17 protein-coding genes are annotated in these 17,388 nt (G+C 73.3%); 10 read left to right on the forward strand and 7 right to left on the reverse strand.

Annotation, left to right across the window (positions count from 1 at the left end):
- Positions 1 to 4: 4 nt before the first annotated feature.
- Entirely contained in the window at positions 5 to 226 is a 222-nt protein-coding gene (locus tag CLV43_RS47010) for a hypothetical protein (RefSeq protein ID WP_146174675.1), read from the forward strand.
- On the opposite strand, the gene CLV43_RS07490 is transcribed toward CLV43_RS47010, so the two are convergent.
- The gene (locus tag CLV43_RS07490; RefSeq protein WP_106186318.1) at positions 219 to 3,026 is read right to left on the reverse strand and encodes an AfsR/SARP family transcriptional regulator; all 2,808 of its coding nucleotides are present in this window, start codon (positions 3,024 to 3,026) and stop codon (positions 219 to 221) included. The two genes, CLV43_RS47010 and CLV43_RS07490, sit on opposite strands and share 8 nt — an antisense overlap.
- A 222-nt stretch (positions 3,027 to 3,248) precedes the next feature.
- On the opposite strand from CLV43_RS07490, the gene CLV43_RS47015 reads away from it, so the two are divergent.
- Positions 3,249 to 4,796 (forward strand): sigma-70 family RNA polymerase sigma factor, encoded by a 1,548-nt coding sequence (locus CLV43_RS47015; protein ID WP_170155731.1) that lies wholly within the window; start codon positions 3,249 to 3,251, stop codon positions 4,794 to 4,796.
- A gap of 33 nt (positions 4,797 to 4,829) precedes the next feature.
- On the opposite strand, the gene CLV43_RS07510 is transcribed toward CLV43_RS47015, so the two are convergent.
- The 3 genes from CLV43_RS07510 to CLV43_RS07520 all read right to left on the reverse strand — a co-directional run bounded on the left by CLV43_RS07510 (position 4,830) and on the right by CLV43_RS07520 (position 7,424).
- On the reverse strand, positions 4,830 to 5,276 hold the full coding sequence (locus tag CLV43_RS07510) for a MarR family winged helix-turn-helix transcriptional regulator (RefSeq protein ID WP_106186321.1): 447 nt from the start codon (positions 5,274 to 5,276) through the stop codon (positions 4,830 to 4,832).
- 46 nt (positions 5,277 to 5,322) lie between these two features.
- Positions 5,323 to 6,150 (reverse strand): polysaccharide deacetylase family protein, encoded by an 828-nt coding sequence (locus CLV43_RS07515; protein WP_245886205.1) that lies wholly within the window; start codon positions 6,148 to 6,150, stop codon positions 5,323 to 5,325.
- A gap of 152 nt (positions 6,151 to 6,302) precedes the next feature.
- Complete coding sequence (locus CLV43_RS07520) at positions 6,303 to 7,424, reverse strand: FAD-dependent oxidoreductase (protein ID WP_106186322.1); 1,122 nt, start codon at positions 7,422 to 7,424, stop codon at positions 6,303 to 6,305.
- Positions 7,425 to 7,512: 88 nt separating this feature from the next.
- On the opposite strand from CLV43_RS07520, the gene CLV43_RS07525 reads away from it, so the two are divergent.
- The gene (locus CLV43_RS07525; RefSeq protein ID WP_106186323.1) at positions 7,513 to 8,187 is read left to right on the forward strand and encodes a TetR/AcrR family transcriptional regulator; all 675 of its coding nucleotides are present in this window, start codon (positions 7,513 to 7,515) and stop codon (positions 8,185 to 8,187) included.
- 43 nt (positions 8,188 to 8,230) lie between these two features.
- Here CLV43_RS07525 and CLV43_RS07530 read toward each other — a convergent pair whose 3' ends face one another.
- Entirely contained in the window at positions 8,231 to 9,499 is a 1,269-nt protein-coding gene (locus CLV43_RS07530) for an oxidoreductase (protein ID WP_106186324.1), read from the reverse strand.
- Positions 9,500 to 9,591: 92 nt separating this feature from the next.
- Here CLV43_RS07530 and CLV43_RS07535 point away from each other — a divergent pair, with 92 nt between their 5' ends.
- The 7 genes from CLV43_RS07535 (at position 9,592) to CLV43_RS07565 (ending at position 15,869) form a co-directional block, all read left to right on the forward strand.
- Positions 9,592 to 10,020, forward strand: coding sequence for a MarR family winged helix-turn-helix transcriptional regulator (locus CLV43_RS07535; protein WP_106186325.1), 429 nt, complete (start codon positions 9,592 to 9,594; stop codon positions 10,018 to 10,020).
- Between the two features lie 266 nt (positions 10,021 to 10,286).
- Positions 10,287 to 11,210 (forward strand): ABC transporter ATP-binding protein, encoded by a 924-nt coding sequence (locus CLV43_RS07540; protein ID WP_106186810.1) that lies wholly within the window; start codon positions 10,287 to 10,289, stop codon positions 11,208 to 11,210.
- Positions 11,210 to 12,034 carry an ABC transporter permease gene (locus tag CLV43_RS07545; protein ID WP_106186326.1) on the forward strand — a complete coding sequence of 275 codons (825 nt, stop codon included), beginning with the start codon at positions 11,210 to 11,212 and terminating at the stop codon, positions 12,032 to 12,034. The genes CLV43_RS07540 and CLV43_RS07545 overlap by 1 nt, the downstream gene beginning before the upstream one ends.
- A gap of 14 nt (positions 12,035 to 12,048) precedes the next feature.
- Positions 12,049 to 13,200, forward strand: coding sequence for a sensor histidine kinase (locus CLV43_RS07550; protein WP_146174677.1), 1,152 nt, complete (start codon positions 12,049 to 12,051; stop codon positions 13,198 to 13,200).
- The gene (locus tag CLV43_RS07555) at positions 13,197 to 13,856 is read left to right on the forward strand and encodes a response regulator transcription factor (protein ID WP_106186328.1); all 660 of its coding nucleotides are present in this window, start codon (positions 13,197 to 13,199) and stop codon (positions 13,854 to 13,856) included. Before CLV43_RS07550 ends, CLV43_RS07555 begins: the two co-directional genes overlap by 4 nt.
- A gap of 29 nt (positions 13,857 to 13,885) precedes the next feature.
- On the forward strand, positions 13,886 to 14,410 hold the full coding sequence (locus CLV43_RS07560) for a hypothetical protein (RefSeq protein ID WP_245886206.1): 525 nt from the start codon (positions 13,886 to 13,888) through the stop codon (positions 14,408 to 14,410).
- Between the two features lie 34 nt (positions 14,411 to 14,444).
- Positions 14,445 to 15,869: an amidase gene (locus CLV43_RS07565; RefSeq protein ID WP_106186329.1), complete on the forward strand. Its 1,425-nt coding sequence runs from the start codon at positions 14,445 to 14,447 to the stop codon at positions 15,867 to 15,869.
- Between the two features lie 9 nt (positions 15,870 to 15,878).
- On the opposite strand, the gene CLV43_RS07570 is transcribed toward CLV43_RS07565, so the two are convergent.
- Both CLV43_RS07570 and CLV43_RS07575 read right to left on the reverse strand, forming a co-directional pair.
- Positions 15,879 to 16,499, reverse strand: a complete 621-nt coding sequence (locus CLV43_RS07570; RefSeq protein ID WP_106186330.1) for an NAD(P)-dependent oxidoreductase — start codon at positions 16,497 to 16,499, stop codon at positions 15,879 to 15,881.
- A gap of 46 nt (positions 16,500 to 16,545) precedes the next feature.
- A complete protein-coding gene (locus tag CLV43_RS07575; RefSeq protein ID WP_106186331.1) occupies positions 16,546 to 17,364 on the reverse strand; it encodes an inositol monophosphatase family protein in 819 nt (272 codons plus the stop codon).
- Positions 17,365 to 17,388: the final 24 nt, after the last annotated feature.

A 17,388-nucleotide genomic window follows, 5' to 3' on the forward strand; every position in this document is an offset into this window, starting at 1 on the left:
TCATGTGCCGGGCCGCTGCCGGCAGCTGCTGCGCACGTCCGCCGGACCAGGCAGGCACGACTGGACGTCGCTGGTGGCCAAGCGGGGTGCTGGAGGTAACGGGGAAAGCGCTTCCGGTGGGCACCTGATGCGGTCCGACGAGGCCGTTGTCCTCGCGCGGCTGCTGGACGTCCACCTCGCCCACCACGGCCTGGGCGTGACCCGGAGCGGCCGCCGGCTCAGGTGACGTCCCGACCGGCGGCGGCCTTGTCCAGGTCGTCAAGTTGTTGCCGCACTTGGTCGGCGTCGGTGTCGCGGCCCTGTTCGCGGTACAGCTCAAGGGCTTCGGTCCACACCGCTCGGGCCTGCTCGTGGTTGCCGAGGGCGGCGTGGGGGTGGCCCAGGTGGCTGAGGGTGTCGGCGGCCTCGGTGGTGTTGTCGAGGGTGCGGAACAGGGTGAGGGCCTGCTGGTAGTGGGCGATGGCGTCGTGGTGGCGGCCGGTGTGGTGGTCGATGAAGCCCAGGCTGTCCAGGGTGTGCGCCTCGCCGCCGGGGTCGTCGTGGTGGCGGTGCAGGGCGAGGGCGGCCCGGCAGTGGTCGCGGGCGGTGTCGTGGTCGCCCATGCGGGCGGCGGTCCAGCCCATGGTGTTGAGGGCGATGGCCTCCCCCACCGGCTGGCCGCAGGAGCGGAAGAGGTCCAGGGCGTGGTGGGCGTGGTCGAGGGCTTGGCGGTCGTCCCGCCGCCGCTCCCAGACCTGGGCGAGGGCGAGGTGGGTGAAGGCCTGCTGGGCGGGGTTCTCCTGGTGTGCGGCCAGGTCCAGGGCGTGGTGGAGGTGGGTGACGGCCTGCTCTTGCTGTCCCAGTTCGGAGTGGGCGCGGCCGAGGAGCCGGAGGATGTGGGGGTGGGTGGTGGAGTCGGGCAGGTGGGCGGCGGCGTCGGCGGCCGCCTGCCACACCTCCAGGTCGTCGTGGTGGAGCCCGCGCAACTGGTGGAACGTGTTCAGGGACCAGGCGAGGTGCCACACGGTCTGGTGGCGGGCGTGGGTGGCGGCGGTGTGCTGGGCGGCCAGCAGGTGCGGGTGGTGGGAGCCCAGCCACGCCAGCGCCGCCGGGTAGTCGGGCAACGGGTGGGGGTGGGTGCCGGTGGCCGGTGGGTCGAGCCGGATCGGGGCGCGGTGGGGGTTCAGGTGGCGGTCGGCGGTGTGGGCGGTGTGCAGGTAGAAGTCCACCACCCGCTCCAGCGCCGCGCGCCGCACGGGCTCGGGCAGGTCCTGGACGAGAGTGGCGGCGTAGGCGCGGACGAGGTCGTGCATCGCGTGACGACCGTGCGGGCGCCGGTCGAGCAAGGAGCGGTCCTCCAAGGCGTGCAGGGCTTTGCGGGTCCGCACCGCGGACAAGCCGGTGAGGGACGTGGCGGCGGGCAGGTCGATGTCCGGTCCGGGGGCGACGGCCAGCAGCGCGAACGCCTCCCGCAGCTCGGTGGTCAAGCCGTGCAGGGACCACGACAGCACCGCGGGCAGGCTGGCGGCGGGGTCGTCGTTGTCGAGCACGTCCAGCCCCAGGTCGCGCAGTTCGGCGGCGAACTCGGCCAGCGGGCCCTGTGGTCGGAAGGAGGCGTGGCGGGCCGTGATCGCCAACGCCAGCGGGTAGCGGCCGCACAGCTCGACCAGCTCGTCGACGGCCTCGGGCTCGGCGTCGATCCGGGCCGCGCCCAGCCGCCTGGTCAGCAGTTGGCGGGCCTCGGCGTCGGTGAGGACGTCCAGTTGCACGTGGGCGGCGCCGTGGCGGTCCACCAACGACGCCAGCCTGGTGCGGCCGGTGACCAGCACCGTGCAGGTCGGGGTGCCCGGCAGCAGCGGGACCACCTGGTCGACGGTGGCGGCGTTGTCCAGCACCACGAGCATCCGCTTGTCCGCGACCAGGCTGCGGTACAGCGCGGCCTGCGCGTCGAGGTCCGTGGGCAGGCCGCCGGGGTCGACGCCGAGCGCGTCGAGGAAGCCGCGCACCGCGGCGCCGGGGTCGAGGGGTTCGCCGTCGGGGCTGAAGCCGCGCAGGTCGACGAACAGCTGCCCGTCGGGGAACCGGTCCACGTTGCGGTGCGCCCAGTGCAGCGCCAGCCAGGTCTTGCCGATCCCGCCCGCGCCCGCCAGCGCGGAGATCACGACCGTGGACGGGGTGTCCGACGCGTCCAGCGCGGAGTCGAGCCGGTCCAGCTCGTCACGGCGGCCGACGAACAGCGCGGGCGGAGCGGGCAACTGGCGGGGCGCCACGGTGCGGACGGTCCGTCGGGGAGGTGCCGCGGGGGTGAGCGTCGGGTCGGCGGTGAGGATGCGCTGGTGCAGTCGCTGGAGCGCGGGTCCCGGATCGACGCCCAGCTCCTCGGCCAGCAGCCGCCGGGTGTGCTGGTAGTGCTCCAGCGCGTTGGCCTGCCTGCCGGTCCGGTACAGCGCCAGCATCACCTGCCCGGCGGTGCGTTCGTCCAACGGTTGCTCGGCGGCCCGCGTGGTCAGCTCGGGCAGCAGGTCGCCGTGCCGGCCGCACTCCAGCGCCCAGTCGGCGCGGTCGACCCTGGCGGCGGTCAGTTCCAGGTGCAGCTGCTCCCGCACGGTGCGCGCCCACGGGGTGTCCAGCTCGGCCAGCGGCTCACCCCGCCACAACGCCAGCGCCTCGTCCGCCAGCTCCAGCGCGCGCCGCGGGTCGTCACTTGCGCGGGCACTGCCGAGCAGGCTGCGAAAGCGGTGCAGGTCCACGGCGTCGAGGTCCGTGGTCAACCGGTAACCGTTGCCCTGCCACGTGATCGTGATGCCGGTCGAGTCCAGGGCCCGACGCAGGTTGGACACGTAGGTCCGCACCACCGACCGCGACCGCCCCGGCGACCGCCCGCCCCAGATCCGGTCGATCAACAGGTCCAGCCCCACCACCCGGTCGACCTCGGTCGACAGCACCGCCAGCACCGACCTCTGCCGGGCGTGCCCGACCGGCACCGGCACGTCGCCCACGCGGACTTCCAGGTTTCCCAGCACCCCGACCACGACTTCCCTCGTCACGGGTCCTGTGTACCGAACGCGATCAGACTGTTCAACGCCGGTCGAACAGGTGGTGCACCGCGCGTCGACACCCGCGGGACGACCTCGCCGCCCGACGAGGCCGTCCGGTACGAGGTGGGCGCCGGAAGCACGAGCGGCGGACTGGATAAGGTCGCGACCCACACGACATCCGGAAGGGGGCGACCGGTGATCGGGCGTCTGGGTGAAGGTGACTTACGGCGGTTGCGGACCGGCGACGCGACGGCGGCGCGGGCCGAGCTCGACCGCGCTCTGGTCGGCGCGCCTGGCGCCGGGACCACCGACCACCCGCCGTCGGACGCGGACCTGGTCGCCGCGGTGCGGGGCGGGACGACCGGCGCGTACGGGGAGCTGTACGCGCGGCACGTCGCCGCGGCCCGCAACCTGGCCCGTCAGCTGGCCAGGTCCCCGATGGAGGCGGACGACCTGGTGTCGGAGGCCTTCGCCAAGGTCCTCTCGGTGCTGCGGACGGGCGGTGGCCCCGATTCGGCGTTCCGCGCGTACCTGTTGACCGCGTTGCGCCACACCGCTTACGACAGGACGCGGCGGGAGCGCAGGCTCGACCTGGTCGAGGACGTGGAGGCGCTGCCGAGCGTCGCGGCGAGCACGAGCCTGCCGTTCCACGACACGGCGGTGGCGCGGCTCGACCAGTCGTTGGCCGCGCGGGCGTTCGCGAGCCTCCCGGAGAACTGGCAGACGGTGTTGTGGCACACCGAGATCGAGGGTCAGACGCCCGCGCAGGTCGCCCCGCTGCTGGGGCTGACCGCGAACGGCGTGTCGGCGTTGGCCTACCGGGCCCGTGAAGGGCTGCGGAAGGCGTACCTGCAAGCGCACGTGGAACGGAACCCGTCGGAGCGCTGCACCGCCACGGCCGCCAAGCTGGGTGCCTGGACGCGTGGCGGGCTGCCCAAGCGCGACACGGCTCAGGTCGAGGCGCACCTGGACGGGTGCGCCGCCTGTCGGGCGCTGACCGCCGAGCTGGCCGACGTCAACGGGGCGTTGCGCGGTGTCGTCGCACCTCTGGTCCTCGGTGTCGGCACGGCCGGTTACCTGGCCGCGGGCTCGGGCAAGGCGGGTGCGGTGGTGTCGCTCGGTGTCTCGACGCCCCAATGGCTTGGCGCGGCGGCGTCGGCGGCACTGCTCGCGGTCGCCATCGGAGCGGGAGTGGACGTCCCGGACGCACCCGCGACCGTCGCCCAGCCACCGGTGTCGACCACCACCACCGTCCAGACCACTTCACCGACCGGGCAGACCACTTCGTCCGCTCCCGCCGCGACGACCACCACGCAGCCCACCACGTCCACGACCGAACCGACTTCCGCGGCACCCTCGGGCACGGCCGCCGCCACCCCCGTGCTCACCTCGACCGGGCCCGACGGGTTCACGATGTCCACCGGCGGTCCGCCCACCGACTTCCCGTTGACCATCCGCAACACCGGCACGGCGCCCGCGCCGCCGCCGACGATGACGATGTCGCTGCCCGACGACATCCACGTCGTGGGACCGGGCAACAACCTGCGGCGCGGGAGCCTGGTCGGGCTCGACGGGGCGACCCGCACCGTCGGCTGCCCCGCGGGCAAGGGCACGGTGGTCTGCACGGCACCGCAGGAGCTCGCGCCGGGCGACTCCGTGACGTTCGTCTTCCGCCTGCTCGCGGGCCCCAAGGCGGGGAACGGGACGATCACCGCCACCACGGACTCGGTGAACCCGCTGCTCATCGAGGTGCCGGTCACCGTCAAGCCGAAGAAGTAGGACCGAACGGTCCACAGTGGACCGTGGCTGGGATCACCAGTGCCAGGCGTCGCCGCCGACGTTGACGATGGTGCGCTGCAGCACGGTGATGGTGGTCTCGTAGTCCTCGACGCTGATGCCCTGCATCCGTTCGTCCTGCAGCACCTTCTGCACTTCCACGGCGGCCTCGAACCGTTCGGTCCCCACGGCCGACAGCCGCAGCCGGCCGCCCTCGGCGTGGATCCACCCCTTGGCGATGGCCGTCTCGATCGTCGACTCGATGACGGCCGGGGTGTCGTTCGGGCCGACGGTGTCGACGACGGTGGTGCGGTCGACGCCGTCGGGACCGCGCGACAGCTGGTGGAGCACCCACCACTCGGACTGGGTGACGTCGATCTCCTGGAGTGCGGCGCGGATGCGGGTGCGGATGGCCTCACCCGCGCGGATCGACCAGAACCCGATCGGCTGACTGGCAGGAGGTTGCATCGGTGGGCGTGTCATGCGGGCGACGCTATGACCTCGACCTAGATCGAGGTCAAGGCGCCGGTCAGTGCTGGGGCGGCGTGCTGGACAGGAAGTCGTCGAGGACGACCGGGGTGAGGCCGTCCTGGCGGGCGCGGTTGAGGAACGCCAGGTAGTCGGCGGGGAAGGTCTCGCGGAAGTGCATGAGCACGATGTCGCCCGCGTTGAGCTTGGCTCCGGCCTGGAACTGCACGACGCCGTCGTTGACGGTGGCGGTCCACAGGACCACGGCGCTCATGCCGCAGTCGGCGGCGGCCTTGCGGGTGTTGAGGTCGAAGTTCCCGAACGGCGGGCGGAACAGGGTCGGGCGGGTGCCGAACTCGTGGCCGAGGAAGTCGGCGTTGCCGCAGATCTCCTGCTTCTGCGCGGCGTACGGCTTGCCGGAGAGGTTGGGGTGGGTGGCGGTGTGCGCCTGCACGGAGGCGTTGACCTGGGTCTGGAAGGGCTTGAAGTAGTCGTTGTGGCCCTCGGCGTAGCGGGTGTTGAGGAACAGGGTGGGGCGGACGCCGGACAGGCGGATGAGCTCGAGGGCCTGCGGGTGGCGCACAGCGCCGTCGTCCATGGTGATGAACACGTACGGCTTGTCGGTCTCGACGTGGCGGACCACGGGGGCGAGCCCGTCGGTGGTCGGGGGGACGGTCGCCTGGGGCGTGCCGAACGGGTAGGGCTGGGCGAACACCGGGACCACCACGCCACCGGGGCCGGGAAGGGCCGTCGGCTGGGTCGTGGTGGTCGTCGGCGAGCCCGCCTGCGGCTGGTCGGCGGGCCGCGCCGTCGGGTGGGAGGGGGCACGGGTGCAGGCCACGAGCACCACGGACAGCACCACCGCGATCAACGGCATGATCTTGCTCACTGGGAAACCTTCTGACGATCCTGCCCGGTAGGGCTCCTGTTGCCGGTGAAGACGCCCGGCGCACCTGTCCGGTTGCACCGGACCTCACCCGTGTGGCAGGTATTGGCCAGTGCGGCGGAAAAGGTCCGCGGTGGCCGACGACCTGCTCCGGGTCATGAGCCCGCGGTCATCATGGCGACCATGCCGCGGGGAGCGTCGTCGCCGAGCATGATCGCATAGACGTCCTCGTCCGCCGCCTCGGCGGCCGCGCGGGCGAGCATGGCCTGCTCGTACCCGCCGAGCGCGGTCTCCACGTCGTCGGGGTGGGCGGCGACGGCCTGCCCGAGCTCGGCGCCGTCGAGCATGGCCAGGTTGGCGCCCTCGCCGTTGGGCGGCATGAGGTGGGCGGCGTCGCCGAGCAGGGTCACGCCCGGCACGCGGTCCCAGCGGTGGCCGGCGGGGAGCGTGTGGAGGCGGCGCAGGACCGGCGGCGTGTCGCTCGCGGTGACCAGCGCGGTGAGCTCGGGCGCCCAGCCGTCGAACTCCGCGGCGACCCGCGCGGTCACGGTCGCGGCGTCGGCGGGGTCGACGTCGGCGAGCCAGTCCGGTGGTGCCAGCAGTTGCGCGTAGCTGTGCAGGGTCCCGCCGGTCTCCCGGTGGGCCAGCAGTCCCCTGCCCGGCGCGAGCGCGAAGAGCGACCCGGCGCCGACCGCCTTGGCGGTCGCGGGGTGACGGGTGTCGGCGTCGAGCAGGAAGGTCTCGACGGCCGTGACGCCGATGTAGTCGGGGGTGGCGACGGAGAGCAGCGGGCGGACCCGCGACCACGCGCCGTCCGCGCCGACGAGCAGGCTCGTGGCGGCCGTGGTGCCGTCGGCGAAGCGCACCTCGTGACGGCCCTCGCCGAGGGTCCGCGCGCCGATGGCCTTGCGCCCCCAGCGGACGGTGCCCGGCGGGAGCGAGTCGAGCAGCAGCTGCCGCAGCTCGCCGCGCTGCACCTCGGGGCGCACGCCCGTGCCGTCGTCGGGGCGGTCGAGCAGGACGGTCCCCTCCCGGTCGAGGACCCGGTAGGACTCCCGGCCCTCCAGGACGAGCCCGCGGAACCCGTCGAGCAGGCCCGCGGCCTCCAGCGCCCGTTGGCCGTTCCACGGGTGGATGTCGAGCAGTCCGCCCTGGCGGCGCGTGCTCGGCGCGGGGTCCGCCTCGTGGACCTCGACCGGGATGCCGTGCAGGTGCAGGACGCGGGCCAGCACGAGGCCGCCGAGGCCTGCTCCGATGATCGTGACCGGTGTCGTCATGGTGGTCCTCCGGGACGTTGTTGGATCGTCGCTCCAACACGCTAGCACCCTTTTTGGATCGCCGATCCACACGTGTCATGATGGCGCCATGGCGAAGAAGACCCAGCGGACCCCGCGACGCTCGGACGGGCTGTCCAAGGAGCTGATCGTCAAGGCCGCGGCCGACCTCCTCGACGAGCGCGGCGAGTCCGCGCTGACCCTGCGCGCCCTCACCACCCGGCTGAGCACCGGGTACGGGGCGATCTACCACCACGTCGAGAACAAGGGCGACCTGCTCGCGGCGGCCACCGACGACGTCGTCTCGCGGGTGATGACCGGCGTGGTCGTCGACGCCGACCCGCGGGAGGCCCTGCGCGCCGTGGCGTCGGGGCTGTTCGACGCGATCGACGCGCACCCGTGGGTCGGCGCCCAGCTCTCGCGCGAGCCGTCGATGCCCGCGCTGCTGGAGGTCTACGAGAGCGTCGGCGGGCTGTTGGACGCGCTCGGGGTCCCCGAGCGGTCGCTCTTCGACGCGGCGGGCGCGCTGGTGAACTACGTCCTCGGCGTCGCCGGGCAGAACGCCGCGAACGCCGCGGCCCGCGACGGCGGCGAGGCGGCCCGGTCGGCGTTCCTCGGCGACGTCGCCGCGCGGTGGTCGCGACTCGACCCGGACCGGTACCCGTTCGTGCACAAGGCGGCGGCGCACCTGCGCGAGCACGACGACCGCGAGCAGTTCCTGGCGGGCGTCGACATCTTCCTGGCCGGCATCGCCACCCTCCGCTAGCGAGGCGACCGCGCCCGCCGGGGATCGTGGTCACCGCACCGGGTCACCGACGCCCCTCACCCGCCTGCGCCGGAACCGCGGCCGGGTGCGCGGCCAGCCAGGCGTGGTAGCGACGGCGGGCCCGCGCGCGGAGCAGGCGGCTCAGCAGCAGTGCCGCCGTCGCGGGCAGGCGGGTGACGCCGTCGCGGCCCGCGGCGAGGCGGGTGAGCTGCCGGAGGGCGAGGGCCTGGGTGCCCGCCGCGGCGATGGCCTTGTGCCGGATCCTGGACCGCGGGTGCGGTGCGGCGTCCTCGTGGCCCGCGAGCCAGCGGGCGGGCAGGTCAGGTGCCATGGCCAGTGCGGTCGCCACGCCGACGAGGGCGACTCCGCTGTCGAGGACGCGCTGGGCGACCGCGCGCCGCCGGATGCCGCCGGTGAGCATGAGCGGCATCGGGGCCGTGCCCAGGAGGCGGTCGGCGAACTCCAGGAAGAAGGCCTCGCGGGCGAGGGTGCTGCCGTCGGAGGGGGTGCCGGAGGTGGCCAGGCTCTCGATGCTGCCGCCGGAGAGCTCGACCAGGTCGACGGCGTGGTCGCCGAGCAGGCCGATGACCTCGCGGGCGTCGTCGACGTCGAAGCCGCCGCGCTGGAAGTCCGCGGAGTTGAGCTTGACCGCGACGGCGAAGCCCGGTGACACGGCCGCGCGGACGGCGTCGACCACGGCCAGCAGGAAGCGCGCCCGGTTGGCCAGCGGTCCACCCCAGTCGTCCGTGCGCAGGTTGGTGTTGGGCGAGAGGAACTGCGAGATGAGGTAGCCGTGGGCGGCGTGCACCTCGACGCCGTCGAACCCGGCGGCCTCGGCGCGCGCGGCCGTCGTCGCGAACCGGGCGACCGCCTCGGCGATCTCCCGCTCCCCCATCGCCCTGGGGCGCGGGAACATCGACGACAGCGCCCCGGCGCCGATCGGCACGTCGGAGGCGGACCAGGTGAGGGTCGCCATGTCCTTCTGGACGACCCGGCCGGGGTGGTTGACCTGCATCCACACCCGCGCGCCGCCCGCCTTGGCCGCCGCGGCCCAGCGGCGGAACGGCTCCAGGTCCGTCGTGGCCTCCAGGACGACGTCGGCGGGCTGGGCCGCGGCGCGCGCGTCGACCATGACGTGGCCGGTGATCAGCAGACCGCCCCCGCCGCTCCCCCAGCGCCGGTACAGCGCGACGAGGTCGTCGTCGGGGACCTGGCCCGCGCCCGCCAGGTTCTCCTCCATCGCCGCCTTGGCGATCCGGTTCGGCAGGACCGAGCCGCTGCGCAGCGCCAGCGGGTCGTGCAACGCCACCATCGGTGTCTCCCCTCGACTGATACTTCGAGCCTCGAAGCACCTGGCGACTGTAACAGCTTCAAGTCTCGAAGCACGTGGGTAGACTGACCGGCATGGACGGGTCGGACGTCGAGCGCGCGGTGCGCCTCAACCACGAGGTCTTCCTGCGCACCGGCGACCTGGTCCTCGACGTCCTCGCCCGGCACGGCCTCACGCACGCGACCGCGCACGCGCTGTGGGCCATCGACCCCGCCGAGCCCCCGCCGTCGATGAAGGTGATGGCCGAGCGGCTCTACTGCAACGCGCCGAACCTCACTTTCGTGGCGGGCCAGCTCGTCGCGAAGGGACTCGCGGAACGGGCCGTGGACCCGGCCGACCGCCGTTCGCGCGTGCTCGTCCTGACCGAGGACGGGGTCCGCGTGCGGGCCGAGGTGATGCGGGAGACGCTGGAGCGGACGCCGTTCGCGAACCTGGACCACGAGCAGCTCGCCGCCCTGGTCCGCCTGCTCGACACCGCGCTCGGCGCACCCCCGGAGAACTGAGCCGCGTTTCCGCAGGTCGCGAATTCGCATTGCACCCACGGCCGACCCATCGCGAAATTCACCGAATTTAGGGACGTGCGAGAAATACCGCAAGTGCGTCCGAGCTAATCCTCGGATTACCGCAACGCAACGACATGCAGTGCCTCTACCAGCACTTTCCTGCCTATACTGCGATCGTGGTAGTGCGGACACCTGCGCCGGTATGACGATCCCGAACCTCGAAATGGCCATTCTTGAGGGACACCACGAGCCCTTGAGGAGAAATGATGATCGAGGTGGAGAACCTCACCAAGCGGTACGGGCCGAAGACCGCGGTCGACGGGCTCACGTTCACCGTCGAGCCCGGCGCGGTGACCGGGTTCCTCGGCCCGAACGGGGCGGGCAAGTCGACGACCATGCGGATGCTCGTCGGCCTGGACACGCCCTCGTGGGGCACCGCGAAGGTCAACGGCAGGCCGTACCGCGAGCACCGGGCCCCGTTGCAGGAGATCGGCGTGCTGCTGGAGGCACGCGCCGTGCACCCCGGCCGGTCGGCGCGCGACCACCTGCTGGCCCTCGGCGCGACGCACGGGATCGGCGCCAGGCGGGTGGACGAGGTCCTGGACACCGTTGGTCTCACGGAGGTGGCGAGGAAGCGGGTGGGCAACTTCTCGCTCGGCATGGGCCAGCGGCTGGGCATCGCGGTCGCGCTGCTGGGCGACCCGCACACGGTGGTGCTGGACGAGCCGGTCAACGGCCTGGACCCCGACGGCATCAAGTGGATCCGGCACCTGCTCAAGGACCTCGCCGCCGAGGGGCGGACGGTGTTCGTGTCCTCGCACCTGATGAGCGAGATGGCGTTGACCGCCGAACACCTGGTCGTGGTCGGCCGGGGGCGGCTGATCGCGGACATCCCGGTGGCGGACCTGATCGCGTCGGCCAAGCGCGGGGTGCACGTCCGCTCGCCGCGCACGACCGAGCTGGTCGCCGCGCTGCGCGGTGACGGCGTGCGGATCACGTCCGTCGGCGGCGGGGTGGTCGACGTGGTTGGACTGTCCTCGGAGGACATCGGGACGCGCGCCCTGGAGGCGGGGATCCCGTTGTACGAGCTCACTCCCCAGCAGGCCTCGTTGGAGGAGGCCTACACGGAGCTGACCCGCGACGCCGTCGAGTACCAGGGCACGACCGCCTCGCTCGGGGAGGTGGCCTGATGGGCACCACGACAACCGCCCTCGGCTCCCCCGCGGCCACGAAACCCGTGCACCGGCTGGGTTTCGGCGGTGTGCTGCGCAGCGAGTGGGTGAAGCTGCGCTCGGTGCGCTCCAGCGGCCTGACGGTGCTGGGCGCGGCGCTGATGATGCTGGTGACCGGCCTGATCTTCGCCTCCACGGTCGGCAGCGACTCCGACGGCGCGAACGGGGTGACCGACCCGACCGGCATCACGTTGAGCGGTGTCATGTTCGCGCAGCTGGTGATCGGCGTGCTGGGTGTGCTGGTGGTGTCCGGTGAGTACTCGACCGGCATGATCAGGTCCACGCTGACCGGTGTGCCGTCACGGCTCCCGGTGCTCGCAGGCAAGGTGGCCGTGGTGGTCGGCGCGGTGTTCCCGACCATGCTGGCGAGCGCGTTCGCGGTGTTCCTCAGCGGTCAGCTGGTCATGGGCAACGCGGGCCTGCCCACCGCTCGGCTCGGCGATCCCGGCGTCCTGGCGGCGTTGTTCGGGTCGGCCGCGACGATGACCGGGGTCACCGTCATCGGGGTCGCGCTGGGCGCGGTCATGCGCAACACGGCGGGCGCGATCTCCACGCTGGTCGTCCTGGTGTTCCTCGCGCCGGGACTCGGCGGCCTGCTGCTCCCCGCGTCCTGGCGGGACGACGCGTTGAAGTACCTGCCTTCCAGGGCGGCCGAGGCGTTCACCACCGTAGTCCCCGCTCCGGGGCTGCTCACGGCCTCCACGGGTGTCGCGGTGTTCGCCGTCTGGGTCGTCGTCCCGCTGATCCTCGCCGCGGTGCTGCTGCACCGCCGCGACGCGTAACCGGGGTGTCCGCGGTGGGGAAGGTCCGGGCGTTGGCGCGGAGGCGTCCGACCGCCGTGGACGCCCTCGGTGCGGCGGTGCTCTACGCGGTGAGCGCCGCCGACGGCCCGGAGACGGCGCTGGACGTGCGGACCCCGGCGGTGCTCGGCCTGCTGGCGCTGGTCGTCGGCTCGCTGGCGGTGCGCCGTCGGTGGCCGCTGGTCACGGTGGCGGTCACCGCGCTCGGGGTGCTCCCGGCGATCCTGCTCGGCGCGGACCTGGAGCCGTTCCTGGTCCCGCTGGCGGCGGCCGCGTACACGGTGGCGGTCCACACCGACCGGTGGACGGCCCGCCGGGCCGTGCTGCCCGGTGTGCTGCTGGTGGTCGACGCCGCCGCGCTGCTGGCCGCGCCTCCCGGCCTCACCTGGGAGAACCTGGGCCGGTTCGCGCTGGTCGGCATGGCGGCCGCGGTGGGCGAGGCGATCCGCAGCCGCCGGGCGTTCATCGCGGCCATCGAGGAACGGGCCGTGCGGGCCGAGCGGTCCCGCGAGGAAGAAGCCCGGCGGCAGGTGGTCGAGGAGCGGCTGCACATCGCCCGCGAGCTGCACGACGTGGTGGCGCACCACATCTCGGTGATCAACGTACAGGCCGGGGTCGCCGAGCACCTGATCGGCTCGCGGCCCACCGAGGCGGCGGACGCGCTGGCCCACGTCCGCCGGTCCAGCCGGGCCGTGCTGGACGAGCTGCGCGGACTGCTCGGCGTGCTGCGCAGGCCGGAGGAGTCAGACACGCCCACCGAGCCCGTCCCCGGTCTCGCGCGGCTGGGCTCGCTGGTCGAGACGTTCCGCGCGTCGGGGCTGCGGCTGCGGTGGACCTCCAGCGGCGAGGTCCGCGAGCTGCCCGCCACGGTCGACCTGGTCGCCTACCGGGTCGTGCAGGAGGCGCTGACCAACGCCCACCGGTACGGCACCGACGTCGCGCACCTGTCGGTGGCCTACACGCCGACCGACCTCTCCCTGGAGGTCGTGAACGCGCTCGGCACCCGTCCGCGCGCGGTCGGGACCGGGCTCGGCCTGGTCGGCATGCGGGAGCGGGCGGGCGCCGTCGGCGGCTCGATGTGCGCCGGGCTCGACCGCGACGACCTGTTCCACGTCCACGTCACCCTGCCACTGGGGAAGCAACCATGACCATCCGCGTCCTGCTCGCCGACGACCAGGCGCTCATCCGCGCCGGGTTCCGCGTGCTCGTCGACTCCGAGCCCGACCTGGAGGTGGTGGGCGAGGCGGCCGACGGGCTGGAGGCGCTCCACCTGCTGCGCACGACCCGCGCGGACGTCGTGCTGATGGACATCCGGATGCCGGGGCTCGACGGTCTGGAGGCGACCCGCCGGATCACCGCGGACGAGGGCCTCGCGGGCGTGAAGGTGCTGGTGGTGACCACGTTCGAGATCGACGAGTACGTGGCGCAGGCCCTGCACGCGGGGGCCAGCGGCTTCCTCGGCAAGGGGGTCGACCCCGCCGAGCTGCAGGCCGCGATCCGCACCGTCGCGCAGGGCGACGCGCTGTTGTCCCCCAAGGCGACGCGGGCCCTGATCGGCCGGTTCCTGGCCCAGCGCACCACCGGCCCGATCGCCCCGGAACGCCTGGACCCGTTGACCCAGCGCGAACGCGAGGTGGTCGCGCTGGCCGCGCACGGCATGTCCAACGACGAGATCGCCCTCAAGCTCTTCGTCTCGCCGCTGACCGTCAAGACCCACGTCAACCGGGCGATGACCAAGCTCCAGGCCCGCGACCGCGCCCAGCTCGTAGTCGTGGCCTACCAGACCGGACTTGTCCGTTCCTGACCCGTTCCCCTTAGCAGACAAGGACTTCCATGAGCACCACCACCACTGCCCGCCCCAGGACCGCCCAGCCGAACCGGGTGTTCTGGCCGCTCCCGACCAAGCTGCGCAAGACCGTCCTGGTCGCGCACGTCGTGTCCTCGGGCGCGTGGATCGGCGTCGACGTGATCTCCACCGTGCTGGTGGCGATCGGCTGGGCGCGCTCCGGCGACGACCGGACCGCCGTGTACCAGGCGCTCGCGGACTACTTCGTCGTCCCCCTGCTGCTCGCCGGGCTCGTGGCCGGCATCGTCTGCCTGGTCACCGGTGTGCTGCTGGGCCTGGCGACGAAGTGGGGTCTGGTCCGCTACCGGTGGGTCGCGGTGAAGCTGGTGCTGAACGTCGTCGCTTGCGTGCTGCTGCTGGCGTTCCTCGGCCCGATCACCGAGCTCTCCACCGGCGAGCAGCCGTTGCAGGACATCTGGTTCGTCTCGTTCCTCGCCACGACCGCCATGGTGCTGCTGACCTTCGCCATGGTGCTGTCGGTCTTCAAGCCGTGGGGCCGGGTCCGCAGGTGAGCACAAGTCTTCTACAGGCAGGAGGAGCACGACCATGGAGATCTGGGAGCTGTCCGCCCGCGCGGTAGCGCACGGCGTCCGCACCGGCGAGTTCACCGCGGTGCAGGCCGCCGAGTCGGTGCTCGGGCGCGTCGCCGAGGTCGACCCGGCGGTCAACGCGCTGGTGGAGCTGCACGAGGACGGGGCGCTGGCCGCCGCGAAGGTGGCCGACGACCGGGTGCGCGCCGGGGAGCCGGTCGGGCCGCTGCACGGCGTGCCGGTGACGTTCAAGGTCAACACGAACGTGGCCGGTCTGCCCACGACCGAGGGCGTGGGCGCCTACACCGACCGCGTGGCCACCGAGTCCGACCCGCAGGTGACGAGCTGGCTGCGGGCGGGCGCGATCCCGTTGGGGCGCACCAACTGCCCGCCGTTCGCCACGCGCTGGGCCACCGAGAGCGAGTTCTACGGCGCCACCGCCAACCCGTGGGACCCCGGTGTCACGGCGGGCGGGTCCAGCGGTGGTGCCGCGGCCGCGGTGGCGACGGGCATGTCGGCCCTGGCGCAGGGCAACGACATCGGCGGGTCCATCCGGTACCCGGCGGTGTGCTGCGGTGTCGTCGGCATCCGACCCACGAAGGGGGTCGTACCGGGCTGGGCCGGGTCGGTGACCCACGACCCGGCGATGGCCGCGCAGGCGTTCGTGGCGCAGGGCCCGCTGGCCCGCACCGTGGACGACCTGCGCCTGGGGCTGGAGGCGATGCGCTCCCCCGACCCCCGTGACGCCACGGCCGTCCCGCCCGGCACCCGCCTGCCGCCCTTGACCGGGCCGGTGCGGGTCGCGCTGGTCACCGGGGTGGGCGGGGCCGGGCTGGCGGGCACCAGCACACCCGAGTCGGTGCGGGTGGCGGAGCAGGCGTGCCGGTGGCTCACCGACGCGGGCTACCGGGTGGAGGAGGTGGCCGTGCCGCAGCTCGGCGAGGCGGCGCGGCTGTGGTGGGAGCTCGCGCTCACCGAGTTCGACATCGGGTTCACCGACGAGGTGCGCCGGGTCGGGGAGCCGGGCATCGGGCGGTTCTTCGAGCTGATGTACGAGGTGTACCGGCAGGAGTTCGGCTCGGTGGACCTCGCGCGCTTCGTGGCCGGGTACGCGCGCCGCGGGATGCTGCGCCGCGAGGTCTCGACGCTGATGGCCGACTACCCGCTCATCGTGACGCCCATGTCGGGCGAGCCGCCGTTCCCGGTGGGCGCGGACGTGCTGTCCGCCGACCGCACCGCCGAGCTGATGGCGCACCAATGGCCCAGCATGGCGGTGCCGGTGCTGGGCCTTCCGGCGCTCGGGGTGCCGGTGGTGCGCGGTGCCGGTGCGCCGATGGGGGTGCAGGTCATCGGGCGCGCCTTCGACGAGCACGCGGTGTTCCTGGCCGGGGAGGTGATCGAGGCCCGGTCCGGGATCCGGACCCCCGTCACCCCCGGCTGACCGCGGGGGTCACCGCTCGACGGGGACGACCGTCCGGCCGGGGAACCGGGCGGACTCGGCCTCGTCGAGCATCGCCGCGGCCACGGTCGCGCGGCTGACACCGGCGGGGAAGAAGCGGCGCGGGGTCTGCTCCGGAGTGAGGGTGCGGCGGTCGGGGCTCACCGGGCCGTTGGACAGCGGACCGGCGTGGAAGACGGTGCCACCGGCGGCCAGCACGGCCGTGTCGGAGGCGATCTTGTCCTCCAGGTCCGCCTTGAGGAACACCTTGAGCAGGGTCCTGGTGAACGCGCCCGCCGCGTCCGCCGTGGCGCCCGTGCCGAACGCGCCCAGCCAGATGATCCGCTCCAGCCTGGCCCGCACGAGCCCGTTGGCGCCCTCGGTGAGCACACCCGGCCGCTCGCCCTTCGCGATGCCGAGTCCGGACAGGACGGTGGTGCTGTCGAGCAGAGCCCGCGCCAGCGAGTCCGGGTCCCGGATGTCGGCGGCGACCTTGGTGAGCCTGGCGTGGTCCGGGACGGCGACGCGGTTCGGGTCGCGCGAGATCGTGGTGACGTCGTGCCCGCGCTCCAGCGCCTGGCGGGTGAGCTCGAGGCCGGTGGCACCGGACGCGGCGAGGATGGTCAGCTTCACTTCTGCTCCTGGGGTGAGGGGTGGGGATCGTGCTGAGGGCGGGCGGTCAGCGGATGGTCGAGAGGGCCCGCACCGCGGCGTCGTGCAGGCCGGGCGCGGTGGCCAGCACGTCCGAGCTGGCCAGGTCCCACGGCCTGCCGTGCACGTCGGTCACCGAGCCGCCCGCCTCCGACACCAGCAGCACGCCCGCGACCAGGCCGGACCGGACGTCGCTGAACTGCCAGAACACGTCCATCCGGCCCGCGGCGACGTGGATGAGCTGGAGGGTGGCGGGCACCGACACCCGCACGACCAGGCCGGTGTTCAGCATCGTGGTCACCGACTCGCCGATGCGGCGGAACGTCTCGGCGCTCTCCCCCGGCCGGGCCTGGCCGGTGCCCGCCATGGAGGCGTCCAGGGACTTCTTCGCCGACGGGCGCAGCGGCACGCCGTCCTGGTGTGCGCCGCCGCCCGCGACGGCGGTGTAGGTGGTGTCCGCCAGCGGGAGGTGCACGACGGTGAGCACGGGGCGGTTGTCGCGGACCAGGGTGGCCGTGACGCCCCAGTCGGTCAGGCCGTGGATGTGGTTGATGTTGCCCTCGGCGGGGTCGGTGACCCACCACTCGCCGGGCGGCAGCTCGCCGCCGCCGAGCTCGTCCTCCACCCAGCCGGAGCCGGGGCGGACGGCGAGCAGCGGGGCCTTGAGCAGCTCCAGGACGGCGTCGTCGTTGGCGTGGATCGCGGCGACGACCTCGTCGAGGGTGTCCAGGTTCGGCGGCTCGGTGGTGAACCGCTCCTTCAGCAGCGCCCCGGCGGCTTCGACGACGGCCACGACCTCCTTGAGCAGAGCGGTGTCGGCGGCGGTCGTGTTCTCGTTGTCGGACATGGGTTTCCTCGTTCCACTCGGTGT

The sequence above is a fragment of the Umezawaea tangerina genome (assembly GCF_003002815.1).
In the GTDB taxonomy this organism is placed as follows: domain Bacteria; phylum Actinomycetota; class Actinomycetes; order Mycobacteriales; family Pseudonocardiaceae; genus Umezawaea; species Umezawaea tangerina.